The organism is Kitasatospora herbaricolor (assembly GCF_030813695.1).
Taxonomy (GTDB): Bacteria; Actinomycetota; Actinomycetes; order Streptomycetales; family Streptomycetaceae; genus Kitasatospora; species Kitasatospora herbaricolor.
Genome location: NZ_JAUSVA010000002.1, coordinates 46,167 through 61,790, shown reverse-complemented (window position 1 = coordinate 61,790; position 15,624 = coordinate 46,167). Strand labels below are relative to the sequence as shown.

General features: G+C 69.9%; 3 protein-coding genes. All 3 read right to left on the bottom strand.

Annotated features, from left to right (window positions below; genetic code table 11):
• Positions 1–99: 99 nt before the first annotated feature.
• The gene (locus J2S46_RS00675; protein ID WP_191294624.1) at positions 100–6,072 is read right to left on the bottom strand and encodes an AAA family ATPase; all 5,973 of its coding nucleotides are present in this window, start codon (positions 6,070–6,072) and stop codon (positions 100–102) included.
• Positions 6,073–6,180: 108 nt separating this feature from the next.
• Positions 6,181–8,442 (bottom strand): hypothetical protein, encoded by a 2,262-nt coding sequence (locus J2S46_RS00670; RefSeq protein ID WP_191294625.1) that lies wholly within the window; start codon positions 8,440–8,442, stop codon positions 6,181–6,183.
• A gap of 146 nt (positions 8,443–8,588) precedes the next feature.
• Positions 8,589–14,687, bottom strand: a complete 6,099-nt coding sequence (locus J2S46_RS00665; protein ID WP_191294626.1) for a DEAD/DEAH box helicase — start codon at positions 14,685–14,687, stop codon at positions 8,589–8,591.
• Positions 14,688–15,624: the final 937 nt, after the last annotated feature.

Sequence of the window (15,624 nt, the reverse complement as noted above, 5' to 3'; positions counted from 1 at the left end):
CCAGCGTCGGCACCATCGGTCCGCGGCGCCGGACACCGGGCGGAATGCCGCAGTGACCGGTGGTGGGTCGGGGGAGTGAGGTCCGGCCCACCACCGCACTCACACCGACTCGGTCCGCAGCCAGCAGTTGGACAGCACGGATTCGAGTCCGAACAGATCTGGGCTCAGCCGCTCGAAGACCTGCATGGCGTCGAGGCAGGCGATCGCGGTCTCTGCCTGTTCCCGCCCTCTGTCGTCCTCGGCTGCGGCGATGAGATCGGCGTACTCCAGCCCTCCTGGTTCCATGTAGGAGTGGACGGACCGATACGCAGCAGCAAGGTCCGGCTGGTCGGCGAGGCCGACCGATCGCACAAAATCGGCGCAACCCTGCGGATCGTCCAGGGTCTCGGCGGCCTTGGAGAGTGCACGCTTCGAGCTGAGGCCTTCCTTGAGGTGCGCCGAGACCCGGTCGAGAAGGATCGGCCACCCGCCGGTCATCGTGCCGAGCTGGCCGAGATGGTCCTCGTCGGTGAATCGCTGCTGGTCCAGTGCCCACAGCCGCAGGCCCTGGCGTGTATAGCGCCGCAGCACGATCACTCCGAAGGACGGCTCGCGGCTGGGCGTCACCAGAGCACTTTGCCACAGCGCGATCTGCTGCGGGCCGGCCATCAGCACCGCGGAGCGGGTCACCCTCGGATCGGCGGGGAGATCGCAGAGCGCCTCCTGCAGTGACTCGAGACAGGCGGTGTCCTGTGGTGCTCTTGCTGTGAGGTCGCTCAGGATCGCCCTCTTCTCTTCGGCTTTTCCGTCGACGAGTTCACGCTGGAAATCGCCACGGCCTCGGACCGCCGGAACCGTCCATCCGCCGGCCTTTTCGGTCAGGATCCTCAGTGCGGAATCGGCCTGCCGGATTCCGGTGGCGTCGGTTCCGAGGACGACCCGGACTTGGGAGCCGTGGTGGCCGAGCACATCGGCCACCTGCCGGGTGGTCAGAGGTGCGTATGAACCGTCGGCGAGGGCAGGACGCGCCTCCAGCGAGGCGAACTCCTCCGGCATGCTCTCGGACTCGGCGCTGGTCAACTGGTCCTCGACCTCGGACCGGGTGCCGATCATTCGTAGGGCGTTGGTGCTCCGCAGGTGCCAACCCATGCCGGTGTCAGGGCCCAGTACTCCGAGTCCCTCCATTTCCGCGAGGTAGGCGCGGAACGCCTCGGCGTCCAGTGAGCGGAAGCCGGTCGGCCAGTAGTACCGGCAGAGGTCGCGGAGTTCCGCCTGAGTCAGGCGGGAGTGCATGCCGTGGTCGTGTGCGTGCTGGGCGAGCACATTGGCGATCACGTTGTAGCGGTGGTCCAGCAGCAGAGTGTCGCGGAAGGCGGAGGTGATCTTCTGCTGCAAGGCCGGGTCGCTGTGGACTGCCTGCACGTCGTTGCGGGTGATCCGGTACGGCGGAATCCCCGCGTCCTGACCGTCGGCACGCCGACGATGCATCACTTCGACCAGCCGGTGCCCGAACATCTGCAGGAGGAAGGGCTGGTACGAGCAGTAGCCCAGGATCCGGTGCACCAGGTTGACGTCTTCGAACTCGTAGCCCAACACCGACAGCGGCTTTGAGAGGAGGTTCGCGGCGTCCTGCGGGAAGAGCGGACCGACCACTGTGGGTTTCTGGGCGAGGTGGCTGAACGGACTGTTCCCCGCGACCTTCGCGAAGCGTTGAACGGAGTGCAGGCCAGCGAAGACAGCCTTGACCCTGCCGTTGCTGTCCTGGCCCAGGTCCCGCAGGCGCCGGGTCTCAAGGAAGCCGGGGGCGTCGGCTTCGAAGAAGCGGTCTGCCTCGTCGAGCAGAATCAGCAGCTGGTGCTGGGGGTCTTCCCGAAGCTGCCAGGCTTCGATGGCATCTCTGACCTGGTCGAAGGCGAAGGCAGGCACCGATCTGCTGCGTCGCTTCGCCTTGACGCCGCGGGTGTCCAGCTTGCGGCCGATCTCGTGCCACACCGCCGAGGACGTGGCCGCCCCCCCGAAGTGCACACCGTCCAAGCTGATCAGCAGGCTGATCCTGTGGGCGGCGTCCTGCTTTTCGAAGAACTGGCCGGCAGCCTTCAGCAGGGCCGACTTGCCGAGTCCTCGGCCCCCGAACACCACCTGGGTGCCACTGGGACCGGTGAGCCCGTGCAGCTCCTTATGACGGCCGAAGAACATCTCGTCCGCGACGCGGCCCCGCTTCTCGCTGATGTACGGGTTGATCCCGGAGAACGGCACCAGGATGTTCATCGCCGCGTCCAGGCGGCCGTTGCCATGAGCGGCCAGGTACGCCAGCGCCGCGTCGTCGAGGACGACGATCGGGCGGTGTCCGACGGTTCTCACGGCGAGTGCCGCCCTGTCCTTGGCGGACATGGTGCCGAAGTAGGCGATCAGCAGGCTGTCGCGGGCTCCATCGTGCTCTGCGTAGCTCAGCAGCCGCTCCGGGGCCGGCTGTCCCCACACCAGCATGATCCGGAGGTTGGGGCCCAGATCGGAGCCGAAGGCGGGGACCTGGGCCCGACCGGTCAGCCGCACGTCGGGCAGATCGAGGAAGCGGTAGTCCGGCCCCTTGCGCAGATCGTCCCGTCGCTGGGGCCGGCGCAGGCTGCTGTAGCCGATCAGTCTCAGCGCCGGGGTCAGCGATTCCTGCTCGCGCAGGCCCTCCTGCCGCTGGCCGCCCGAACGGCTACCCATGACCGACCAGCTCTGCAGCGCGGCGGCGGCCCGTTCCGCGTTCTCCTCGGAGAGCGCGGAGTAGTCCAGCTCCGGCAGACCGCGATGGCGTCGACGGCTCCGCACGGCCTTGATCAGTTCGTCGGTGATGCCGCTGGACAGCGCTTGCGGAACGGCAGGGAAGAAGCGGTCGAGCTCCCGCTGTTCCTCACCGATCTGGGGGATGCCCTCGCCACTCTCCAGCTGGGAGATCATTTCCTCCGCGGTGCTGAACTGCCGCTCGGCCAGCACAGCGCCCACCCGGTCGCGGTCCACGGGGTCGGTGTCCTCCACCGCATCGAGCCGGGATCGTAGCCCCGCCTCGTGCAGCTCCCGCAGTCGGGTCAGTTCTGCGGCGATGCTGTCCAGCTCCGCTCGAACCACAGCGAGCTCCGGACGCTCGGGCGCCGCGGCCTGGAGGCGGCGGTCAAGGTTCCACTCCTGTTCCTGGGAGACCGAATTGTCGAGTCGGGCATGCCGCAGTTCGCCGTTCAGCTCCTCGTGGCGGGCCGTCAGGTCGCGGGAGATCTGCAGTTGCGTCTCCTTCGCCTCCTTGCGCACCTCCTCGGGAACGACCGCGCGAGTGCCGTCCGGTTCTCGGAGGAGACCCTGTTCGGTGCAGAGGATCAGGTGGTCGACCGCGTCGAAGCGCTCGGCGAGCACCTGTTCGCGCACCGAGTGGGCCCAGCTCCGGTCGGCCGCGGCGGTGAGCTCCCGGACGGACACCGCCGGTCGGGTGATGCGGTCACTCTCGGCCTCGGTACTGACCCCGGGCAGCTTGAGAAGCTCGGCGTCAAGGACCAGCCCCAGCGGCAGCTCCAGCTCAGGAAGCCGCTCACTGCCTTCCAGGAGTGCGAAAGTATGCCTCATCGACGCGTCGGCACCGAGTGCCGCGGCTCTGGCCAGGGTGTCCGACCCTTGCTCGGCCCGGGAGGACAATGCCGCCAGGACCGCCGACCGCCGTTGGAGCACAGTGCGGCGCATGGCCTCGACCTCGCCGGTGTTCCGTGAGAGATCCTGTGAGCGGGGGCGGGAAAGGGATCGGGCCGCGATGACCCACTGCTCGACGGGGCGGGCCCGGACCTCCACCAGCCGGATCAGCTCCTGCCGTGCCTTGCCCTGCAGGGGCTTCCCGCTGGAGTTGATCTCGGCATCCAAACGGCCGAGTTCCGACTGCACCACGGTGAGCCTACGGATCCTCTGGAGGGAGCGGACCACCTCCGGGATGGAATCACGGTCGTCCGCGATGACATGCTGGAACACCGACCCCAGAAGGCCGTCGTCGGCGAGCAACTGACGTGCAATCTGTTCCGCTCGCGGAAACCGGCTGCGGGCAGGCTTGCGCAGTGCTGCACGGCAGGCATCCTGGGCCCGGGCCAGGTCGCGCTCCAGGGTCGCGACGTCCTCCACGACGTTCAGCGGCGGGCACTCCACCAGCGCCCCCGACAGTACCCGCCGGGCGATCTCCGATGCGATGGTCCCGAGGTTGTCCTCCAGCCGCGGAGCCAGCTCGTGGAGCCTCGCACCTGCCGTGTACTCCCCCGACACAAGGCAAGTCCGGATGATCGCCGGTACCACGAGGGCGGCGGCGGGCCAGTCCACGGCGACCGCTTCCACGTCGAGACCGGTCATCTCCTCAGCCAGGGCGGCCGCGCAGCCGCCCGCCTCGGTGCGGATGCCGTGCGCGTACGCGGCGATGCGCAGCGCGGCCTGTCGCTGGGCGCTCCAGTCCGCGACGGCTGCCACGTGGTAGGCCAGGCCGTAGCGCTCGCTCGGAAGCAGGCTCGCGATGGTTGCAGTAGCCAGGTCGTCCGGGTCAGGGGTGTTGTGGGCGCCCCCGGTTGGCCGGCCGGTATGGTTCTCCTCCCCTGGGTGGTGGCCGGGGCTTTCGGTCCGGACCGGCCGGGCCACCATGGCGGGCGGCTGTTGCGGCTGTTGCGGCTGTTCCGGCTGTTCCGGTCGACCGGTCCGTGCTGGTGGGGTGGCGGGATCGGGAGTGCTGGTCGCCTGGGGCGGGTCCTTCAGGACGGCTTCGGTGAGGGCACCGGGCGGGGCCGGCGTGCCGGCGCCGGTGCTCTTCACGCCGGTCGGGGTCGCGCAGGGCTGAGGAGTTGGAGCCAGGACGATGATGTCGAAGTTGAACGCGAGAGTGGTCAGCTCCGGCAGGCCCTGGACCAGCGTGCTCTGCAACGCCAGCATCTGCCCGGTGTCCGTGGCTTCGCTGCCGACCAGGGCGATCAGTCGGGGCAGGGCCGCCAGAGCGTCGGCCCTGGTGCGGAGCTCCTCGGTCCAGGCCGTGGATGCGAGGAGGTCGCGACCCAGTTGCTGGGCCACGGGCAGCAGATCGAATGCCGGTGACCCCTCGGGGGCCCGCAGATCGGCCACGGCTGCCAGATCGGTACGGACGAGTTCCTCGGCGGCTTGCGTTCCGGCCTGTTCCTCGGCCTTCTCCGCGGCCGACTCCAGGTCTGCGATCCTCGCCCGAGGTGTGCCGAGCCCGAGGTCGGAGAACAGTTCCAGGGCCTCGTCGAAGTCGTGCACGAGTCGCTGAAGGGCGGCGAGATCGGCGTCCAGCGGCCGCGCCCCGTCGCGGATTGCGGAGGCGATCCGCTCAGCTGGCGGCTGTGTTGTCGACACCGTCACCTGGAGGGCGGCGAGCAGGGTCCGGAGGTCGGCCGGATCACCCGGGTCGGCGTCCGCAGGGGCCGGGCGTGGCGCCGGCACCGTGGCTCGGGAGGGGGACACCTGCTCGTCCACCGGTTCGAGGACCTCGCTTCGCCGGGCGGGCGGGGTGTCCTCGCCGGGGTGGACCCGGTGCGGTGCCAGCGCGAGCACGGCCTCAGCCGCGGCCGCGATCTTTGACACGGCCGCCGGGTCGAGGTCGGAGGTCATCCAATCGAGCTGCAGCGCCCAGGCCCAGACGCGGGCGTCGTCGATGTCTGCCGTCGCGTGCGCCCAGAGGCAGAGACGCAGCATCCCGTGCGTCCAGGGCGGAGTGTCGGCGAGGGCATGCGGTTCGGCTTGGTGCGAGGCATGGATCAGTGCGGGTTTCACCCGTCCGCTCAGATGCCGCAGTGCATGGCGGGTGCGGGTGGAGTCGGGAGCACGTCGCATGCGTGTGAGCATGTCCCGGCACATCGGCAGGTTGACGCTGGTGGCGGGGACGGCGATGCCGAGTGCTTGAAGGGCGTGGGTGCGCTCGGTCTGCTGCATTGCCTGGAGCGTTGTGAGGAGGTCCTGTTCGGTCACTCGGCCCAGCGCCGGGTGCAGGGGGTCGGCGAGATGGGTCAACGCCTTGGAAAGGCTCCGTAGGGCGGCGGAGACCTCGTCGGGTGGGGCGGTCAGGGAGAGCGGGTTGGGCATGACAACGGGGTAGGGCTCCTCGTCCGTGCAGTTCTTGGGGGAGGAGGTTCGGCGCTTGGTCAAGAGTGCTCCGAGAGGGTGGTTTCCGGAATCGAGCGGCGGGCGTGTTCAGCTGCCGCGGCGGTGTTCGAGTACGTAGGTGTAGCCGGGTGGGATGTCCAGGCTCCCGATCAGTCCCCACAGTTCCCTGTCCCGGCGGTAGGCCTCGCGGGCCTCAATGCTTGGCTGGTGGTCGAGGTGCCCGATGCGGCGCAGGTGGCCGTGCACGCGGTGGCCGACGGTGGGATGGCGGCCCTCCGGTTGTGCGGGGCCGGGTGGCGTCCGGCTTGGCATGTCTGCATGCCGGGGCGTGTAGCAGAGGAGCCGGATCTTCGGCTGTCCCGCAATGACAGGGTGGTGGACCTTCCCTGACGGTTCCTGGCTGCCCCATTCCTCGGTGAGATCCCCTGCCGCGAGCATGGCGTGGGTAGTCTCTGCGAGCTCCGGTAGAGGCGTCTGGCCTGGTGACGTGCGGGCGATGGCTTCGGTCAGGCGTTCGGCCGGGAACAAGGCGCGACCGAAATTGTCCAGGAGTCCCATGATCCGGACGGCACGCAGGACGCGCGCCTTCGGCGTCAGGTCCGGCGCCCCGTGATCCTTGGCCCAGGTGTTCCCAGGAGCCGTGTCGCGAGTTCGCACCCGGGGATCGAAGCGGTGCCGGATCTCCTCTCCGTCGATCAGGACGGGCGTGTTCAGCAGCGTGGTGCGGGCCCGGACCGCACCACCGCCGCGCACCCAGCTGAGGGTCAGCAGCATCCCGGGGACGAACTCCAGCGGCCAGTCCACGTCGTGGAGACGGCTGCGGTCGCCGTCGGTTTCGAGGGAGGTCATGAGAATGCTGTCGCCGGGCGGCAGCGGATGTCCGGCATGGTCGAGCTCCAGGCGCACCTGTCGGCCCGACCACTCGGTCCCCTTCAGCCCCTCGGCGACTGCGGGCGGCAACGGCAGGACCGAGTCCAGGATGTGCCGGAGACGAAGAGGCTGGGTCCAGTCGATCTGGCTGTTGGCTACGGTGAGTCCCTCGACTGCGCCGAGATCCGAGTCGTCGGGCAGCCACGGAGGGGCCACCTCTGCGTGGGTCTGCTCGTCGGCTGCGGCAAGCTCGTGCGCGTCCGGTTGCACGGCCGGTGCCGAGGGGTCCTGGGGGAGGGTGTCCCGCCAGCCACGGCCCCCCGGTTCGTTCGGCCCGCCCGAAGTTCTGGCCTCGCCCGGCCACTCGGCTCGCCAGACACCGCCGCTCTGCCAGGCGTCGTCCAGGCGCAGGTACACACCGTTGTCGAGCAGTCCGGTCTCCTCGTCGGACTCCGAACGCACGTAGTCCGTGATGAGCAGATTGGCGTGGCTGACCACGGTCGGGTAGGCGAGCCCCATGAAGAGGCCTTCAGTGCCGTGGAGTGCACGCAGCGCGGGACCGACAGCGGTGTGGTGGGCGGTGGGGCGCGGTACGGCGCCACGGCGTGCGCGAGGAACGGCCGATCGCGCGACATTGACGGCCAGGTGCTCGAGAACGGTCCGGCCCAACGGGCCGTCGTCGGCGAGCCGGGCCGCGTAGGAGCGGCGGGTGACGGCGTAGTCGCCGTGCATCCGCAGATCGTTGCGGCTGCGCAGGATGTCACGAAGGGTGCGGAGGACACCCTTCAAAGCGCTCTCCAACTGCTCGTGCCCGGTGCCGGGGGCCAGCAGGGTGGGAAAGGGGGCGGGCGCGAGAGGGCTGAGGAGCAGCGTGCGGCCGGTGGTACTCATGAAGCGGGCGTAGAAGTCGATGTCGCTGAGGTCTGCCGCCGTCTGCGAGTCGTAGCACGCGTTCAGCAGCACATGCCCGTCCGGGTCCACCCACCGGCCTTTGCGCCGCATCCGCTGGAGTTGCGCGGGGGAGGCGGACAGTCCGTGGCCGAAGGCGTCGGTGTCGATCACAAGCCGCTCACGCAGCACCGGCGGCTCCCCTGTGGTGACCTCACCGGGCCCGGCCGCGTTGCCCGGGGCACCGGAGACCCAGGCGGGCAGCTCGCCCCAGTTGGCCGTGTCGACGAGGGGATGGGCCCCTTCCTTGTAGACCACCTCGGCCGGGAACGCCTCGGCACCGGTGCGCACGTTGACCATGGCGCCGACGGGCAGCGCGGTAGTGGCGTCACCGAGGCTGACGGACGGAAAATCGCCCAGTTCGATGGGGCCGCCGACGTATCCGCCGGCGCCCACGTCGTAGCCGAGGAATACGGCATTGAAGGCGACCGCGATGTGGACGGGGCAGCCGCGGGCGGCCACGAGAGCGCTCAGGTACCGGCCGAGAGGCTCGGCCTCGCCCGGGCCCACGGCGGCGAGGCCGAGTGTCATCGCAGAGGTGAGCAACGGTGGGTCGTCGTACGGTCGCCACACGTCCTGGCTGGGAGCGACGGAAGGACTGGCGGAACTGCGGTACAGGATGGGCTGGCTCCTAGGGCGATGCGGGTGGGTGGGGCAGGAACAGCGGTCGGGGCAGTTCAGGACGTGCGGCTGGCCCGCAGATGGGGCACGGCTCGCCAACGGGTCTCGTCAGCACGCACACGGTCGGCTGCGGCGAGACGGGCCAGACTTGCCTCCACGTCGGCGTGGGCGACATCGGCCCGGGCACCGAAGTGCCGGTTGTTGCGCAGGGCGGGATGCAGTCGGGCTCGACGTCCGAGCCGTGGTGAGTACCAGGACTCCTCGCCGTGGAGGGCCCGCCGGATCGCGGAGGGGTGCAGGCCCCGGTGCACTGCCCAGATCAGCTGGTAAATCTGCTCGTCGAGCCGCCTCTGCAGATGCTCTGCGTCCACCCTCGGGCTGGCTCCGCGCAGAAGCCCGATCGGTGTCGCTAGTGCCTTGGCGGCGTCGGGCCGGATCTCCTCCCTCGGAAGGCCGGGATCCTCCCAGCAAGCGGAGCAGCGGTTGGCCGCGTTGGTGCAACAGCCGGGCGGGAGGTCGGGCACGCCGAAGTAGTCGGCGAACTTGCGCTGCGAGCAGGTGGTGGTGTCGGTGAAGAAGTCCCGGAGCAGGGCGGTCTCCCGTGCGCTGCGCTCCGCTCGGCCTGCCAATTGCCGCGAGAGCGCGGCAGGCACCGTGTTGTGATGGATCCGAAGGCTGCTCACCAGATGGTCGCTGGGTGCGGCAGAGACGTCCAGGACACCGCGGTCGTGGAGATCCGCGAGCAGTTCCCACGTTCCGGCTGGCCCTTCGGCGTATGCGCGGTAGCCGTCGACGGACCGAACCAGGACGTCGTCCAGGCGGACGACGTCCAGGGCGCTCCGGTGGAGGCGGCCCGGGCTGGGGGAGCGAGCTGGCAGGGCCAGGATTATGGCCGCCACCGCCTGTTCGACCGGGTCCGCGGCTGACGACCGCTCGGACTCGCCCTCGCGCACCGCGCACCGCGGTGGGAAGTCGCCCAGGTCGGTCACGGCGCCGAGGCTGGCCAGGGCGGTGAACGTCCTCATCACGCCGGTGCGGTAGGCCTCGGCGGTCCGGGCCCGGCGGGCGTCCTCGTCGGTGAGTCGGCCGGCCGCCAGGTCCTCGCCTATCAGCGTGTCGGCGATCTGTGTGGCGTCGAGGAAGCCGTCACGAGCTGCGAGGACCTGCTCGCCCATACGTACGAACAGTGACGGCGCCAGGTCGATACCGGTCATCCAGGCGATCGTCCGCAGTCCCCGGCCGGTCAGCAGGGCCAGCCCGACGTTGGGCGGCTCGTCCGCCTCGCCGGGTGCTCCGCGTCCCGCGACGTCCCGGCCCGCCCTCCCGACCTGCTGGTACAGCGCCGCAAGATCCGTCGGCGCGGACGCGCAGAAGACAGTCCGGATGTCGTCTCGATCGATGCCCAGGCCGAATGCGGTGGTGGCCACGACGATCAACGGTGCGAAGCCCTCCTCGCCACGGCGGGGTGCCTCACGGAACTCGGCCATCACTGCGGCCTTCTCCGCCTCAGTCAGCCGGCCGTGGAAGCGCCGGACGCGGCGGCCCGACTCGCCCAGATAGTCGCGAAGATGAGCATGCAGGATCACCACCTCCTTGACCGTCAGGCAGTACACCACCGCGTGATCACGCACGGTGTCCACCACCTCCTCGGCGAGCCTGGCTGCGGTCACCGGCCCCGACCGCCCCAACGCCCTGCGGAAAACCGCAAGCTCAGGGCGGATGGGGTTCTCCCGGACCGTCACGAGCGAGCCCCGGACGCCCGGGCTCCGCTCCTCCCGCCGCTCTGCCGGACTTCCCACCGCAGGTGGCTCGCCCGGCAGCTCGAACACGCCTTCGCGAAGACCCGCGTGAACCGTACGGTTGGCCGTGGCGGTCAGGGCGGTGACGGACAGACCGAAATCCGCACGCAGCTCGGCCAGGAAACGCTCCACCCGCTGCATCCCCGGCCGGAAGTCGTCCCACTGCACGATCGTGTGCGCCTCGTCGAGCACGATCCTGCCGACCCTGCCCAACTCCGCCCCTCGGCGGACCACCTCCCGGAAACGCCGCTGGCACAGCCGCTCCGGACTCACGTACACCAGCTTGATGCCGTGCTCACCGCGCCCCAGGAGCTGCTCGGCAACCTCGGTCTTACCGGCCCGGCTACTCGACTCGCGCAGCGGCGCGACCAGCGCACGAACCGCGCCGCCGATTGACCGGTTCAACTCCAACGCCTGATCCTGCATCAGTGCGACGAGCGGGCTGACCACGATCGTCGTCCCTGGCATCACCAGGGCGGGTAGCTGGAATGTGTAGCTCTTGCCGAACCCGGTCGGCAACAGCGCCAGCACGTTGCGTCCCTCGGCGACCGCACCGATCACCGCCTGCTGGGCAGCCTTCAGCCGGAACGACGCAGGTTCGTCCGTCAAGCGCAGCAACCCCGCGACCTCGGCGCTGCGCCGGAGGACCTCCTCCGCCAGCGAACCGCGCCGGCGCAGTTCTGTCACTTGGTCAGAAGTAAGTTCCAGCTCCCGGATCCGCCGGGTCTGCGGTAACAGGACGTGCTCCAGAAGCGTCTCCGGCTGGGACAGCTCGGCAGCCCGCTCATGCGCCAGGAGGCCGTGGTCTGCGAGGAAGCCCCAGATCCTGGCCCAGCCCTCCGCCATCCCGACGACATTCCCGCCACCGGGCTCGCCGGTGAGCGGATCGGGGCGCAGCAGTTCGGGCTCCAGGCTGCCCAGGAACGTCCGACGGTAGGCCCGGCGCAGGGCGGAGCGGCCGGCCAGCTTCCGGTCGGAGATGATGACGATCCCGCGGTGCCGGTCCGATCTGATCAGACGGCCTACCGCTTGGCGCAGCTGGATCGCCGCCAGCGGTAGGTAGTAGTGGTAGGTGGCGAAGGCGTCGGGATCCTCCTCACAGGCGGCCTCGGCGCGAGCCCGTACCGCAGCCCGTCGCGCCTCGACGAGAGGCGCGGCGAACGGTGCGAAGGGGAGCTTGTTGATCCAGACTAGGCTCAGCCGGCGCTCGTCTTCGACATCCACGCCCTGCCAGAGACCGCGGGTGCCGACCAGAAAGCCGCCTCCGTCGTCCCGGTCGGTGAAGTCGCGGAAGCCGCGGCTGTTGCCGAGCGTCACGGCATTGAGGACCGGTGCCTGATGGCCTCGGCGGCGAAGCTCGGTGGCGAGCCGGTCGCTGATTCCCGCGGCGGTGGCGCGCGCCGTGGTCAGGACCAGAGCGCCACCGTCCCAGCCACCCCGTCCCAGCAGGCCGTCACCCTCCTCCGATGCGGCCGGCCGCACCATTTCCGCCGCATATCCGGCCAGTTGGTGGGCGACCGTGCGCATCGCCCCGTCCTGCTGCTCCGCCCAGGACGGGAAGTCTGCGAGGCACACCACCTCGGTCTGCCGACCCAGGGGGAATGGCGACCGCAAGTGCAGGGCGGCCATGCTGGCAGGCAGGCCGAGACGCCCGCGGACGAAGTCCCAGCTGCCCGCCACCCGCAGGGTCGCCGAAACGTAGTACGTGCGTGGGAAGGCTGACAGGAATCGCTGCCAATCGGGATCGGCCGGCAGCTCGATCGGGCTCGATGAGAGCCGGAACCGGTAGTTCCGCAGCCCGGCGCGAGGGATCTCGCTCTCCTCGGCGTACACCAGCCGGTTCGGCATCGGAGGCAGTCCGGGCAGGGCTTCCTGCTCCGCGGTTTGCGGCACGTCCTCGTGATCCTCGGCCGCCTCGTCCTGAGCGGAATGAGCCGCCGAGGAGGCGGACGGAGGGACGACACCGTCGGACGCGCGCGAACGAGGCTGTGCGGTGGACGTCGACGGGCCGAGTACCGCATCGATGTCGGAGGTCACCGTGTCCGCGGCCGCCTTGAGATCGCCCGCCCGGGCGTACATCGCGGCGAGGCGTTCGGACTCGAAGAAGTCGAGCGGCGGGACGTTCTGCGCCGCGTGGGCGGCCAAAGCCGCGGTGAGCCTGCCGGTGAGGGCGGCGATCGTGCGTAGGTGACGCTGAACCGCGCGCGCGGCCCGAACCCCCGAGCTGCCGCTGAAAGGGCCGGCCAGCGTGGTCGTACGAGAGCCCACGAGGGCTCCGCCGACGGCCGACCCGTCGAACGCCTCCGCCACGGCACGGGGAAGCTGCTCGTGGTCCAGCATGCTCTCCATCTCGTCGAGTACCGCCTGGACGTTCCGCCCGGAGGGGCCGGAACGTGCCGTACGAGCCCACGCGGTGCACTCGGCCACCATGTCCTCGACGACTGCGTAGTCAAATGAGACGGTGAGCGCCGAGGTCGCCGCGTCCTCGACCTGATGCGCCTCGTCCATCACGAGGAGGACTTCCCCGGGCATGGCACGCAGGTCGTCGAGGTGCGAGAGGACGAGGGCATGGTTGGCCAGCAGCAACCGGTGAGAGGAGAGCGCCTCGCGCACAGTGTCGGTATGCCTGGCCAGGAAGCTCCCACTGGACGGGAGGTACTCCCCGCCGACTCCCTGGGACAGCGAGAGCAGCCACTCGCCCAGCCTCGGCCCGATGCTCTCCACGAAGTGCGGGGGTACGTCCACCGGATCCACGGAGCGGGCCGTCCAACTCAGCGGCGGACGGATGGCGGCGGAGAGGCGCAACCACAGGTAGACCAGTAGTTCGCGGTACTCGGGCTGCTCGAGGAAACGCCGACCGCCATGCGTGTCGCGGCCGACATCAGTGGCCTGCGTCAACGCTGAGATGAGGCTGCGTAAGGACAGCCGGTTGGTGCTGCCCTTGACCAGATCGGACGCCGCCAGCAGACCCGGGCTCGACTTCTCCAGGGCATCCACGTCACGGGCGAGCTGGTTCTGCAGCTGCTTGGTGTTGGTGGCGATCACCGCGACCCGGTCAGGCGCGCCCGCCAGCCAATCGAGCGCGCACGCCAGCACCGCCAGGCTCTTTCCCGTGCCTGTCGGGGCCTCCACCAGGGCGGGCACCGCAGCGTCGGTCCAGGCGTGCAGGGCAGCGGCCATCTCCTCCTGCGCCTCACGCCTCTGAGCTTTCGCACGGATCGTGGAGGCCAGTGACGTCGGATCGACTCGCCCGTCAGCGCCTCGGAGCGAAACACCGACCGTCAGGGCGGCCCTTCCCGAAGCCGCACCGGCATCCCGACGCGGAGCATGTCCCGTCAGAGTCCGGTCGACCGCGGCCGAAACGGCGGTCGTCGTCCAGGACATCGGGGCGGTGACCGACAGACCGGCGAGGTGACGCAACAGGAGCCACGAGCGGGAGTCCGGGCAGACCGCGAACACGAGGTCCCGCTGCTCCGCCGGCCAGAGCGCATAGGCGGAGCTGGCCTGGCGCAGGATCCGGGACAGCAGCACGGCATCGTCCACCGCGTCATGAGCGGTCAGCCCCGCCTGATCAGCCCCGAACTCCTCCGCGATGGACGCCAGCCGGTGACTGCCGGAGACCGGCAGGAGAGCATGGGCGAGATAGAGCGAGTCGGCCCGGTGAGTGTCCAGAACAGGGATGCCGGCCCGTCGGCACTCCTCGTCCAACAGCGGGAAGTCGGCGGCGTTGCCGTTGTGGGCGATGATCAGGTCCGCGTTGCCGCAGAACGCCCGTAAGCCCTCGATGGCCTCGCGCAGACCGACAGCCTCGGCAGCGTGCCGTTTGCGCCGCACCGGGTCGGAGAGCTCCCATTCCCCCTCGGGAAGTGCGACCCACCGTTCGAACCGGGGCTGCTCCGTGCTCCAGGTCTCGTCGGTGCCCATCCGCACGGCGCCGATCTGGAAGATCCGCCGGTCCGTCCACGGCGCAACGGCGATGCTCCGCGAGATGCTCTCCAGGTCGAAGGCCACGACTCGAAACCCTGAGCTGCCCAGGGCCGGTTCGACGGTCCGGGGCTGGGCGGCCGGGGTCGGCACGGGCCGCGGAACACGAACCCGACCGGTCTCCTCGATCAGCGCGCCGCCGGCGATGGCTCGCTTCAGGTCGGAGACCCGTGCCGAAGGGAATCCCGGGTACTTGGCGCGGACTGCCGCGGTGAGATCAGGGACTGTGATCCCGTCAGTCGCCTGTGCCACCAGGTCGACAAGCCGCGTTACGGAGGAAGGCAGGGAGGCCTGGACCGGCGGATGTTGCCCTTGTTGCACGCTACCTCCGCCGACGTGTTCCGAACCGCCATTGTCGTGGCGCTGCTCCATGCCGTGCCAAGGGATTGTCCGATTCGTAACATGTGCGCCTCTGAGCCCTTCCATCCTCGGCGGCTCGACGGCGTGCCGGGCGACGGTCATGGAGGGGCAGCGCTGCGTCGAAGATGCCCGCGCGTCCGCTGCTCCGGGCCGCCGCTCAGCCGGCGGCCCGGAGCAGCGGACGGGTGGCGGGTGACGGGATGTCCGGTCTCGCCCCGACCGAGGCGGTTGCGGAGAGCGGGGGCGCCCCGGTCCTCGCCCCTTCCGCCGAGGCTGGGTATGGGGTTCACGTGCGGCGCGGTCCGCTGGCGGCAAGGCCGCGGCTGTCGGGTCAAGATGCTCCTCACCCGGCCTTGAGGGTTCGGCTTGGGCGGGCGGTCAGAAGCGGTGCGCAGCAGCAGGAGGTCTACCGGATGATCTCCGGGGCATCGGATGTGGCGCCGGCCGTGGACGGCGAGCGGAAGGGCCTGTAGCCGCAGCTCGAGATGGGTGGCGGCAAAGTGGCGACCGCGCAGGTCCCGGCCGCGTCACACCCGGTCTTCCTCGCACGCAGCCCTGCCGGCCGCCGCAGGGGTCAGGACCCCTCCACGACGATCGCCACCCTGAACAGCGTTTGGGTGCCCGGCGCCACGGTGGTGCACGTCGGCAAGGCCGCCAGCCGTCAAGGGCTGCGAGGACGGCTGAACGCCTACCGGCGCCAGGGCCAGGGGCGCAACGCCGGTCACAGCGGCGCCGGGTACATCTGGCACCTCGCCACCTCGCCGACTCCGACAGGCTCCTGGTCGCCTGGCGCACCGTGTCCGAACCGCCCCCTGGCTGGGTCGAGGCCGAGCTGATCGCGGAGGTCAGCGCGCTTCACGGAATACTCCCCTTCGCCAACCGCAAGCGGGGCTCATCGTCTGAGGAGCTGTAAGCACGTTCTCCAAGCGTTCCTGCCGGTCGTCACCCG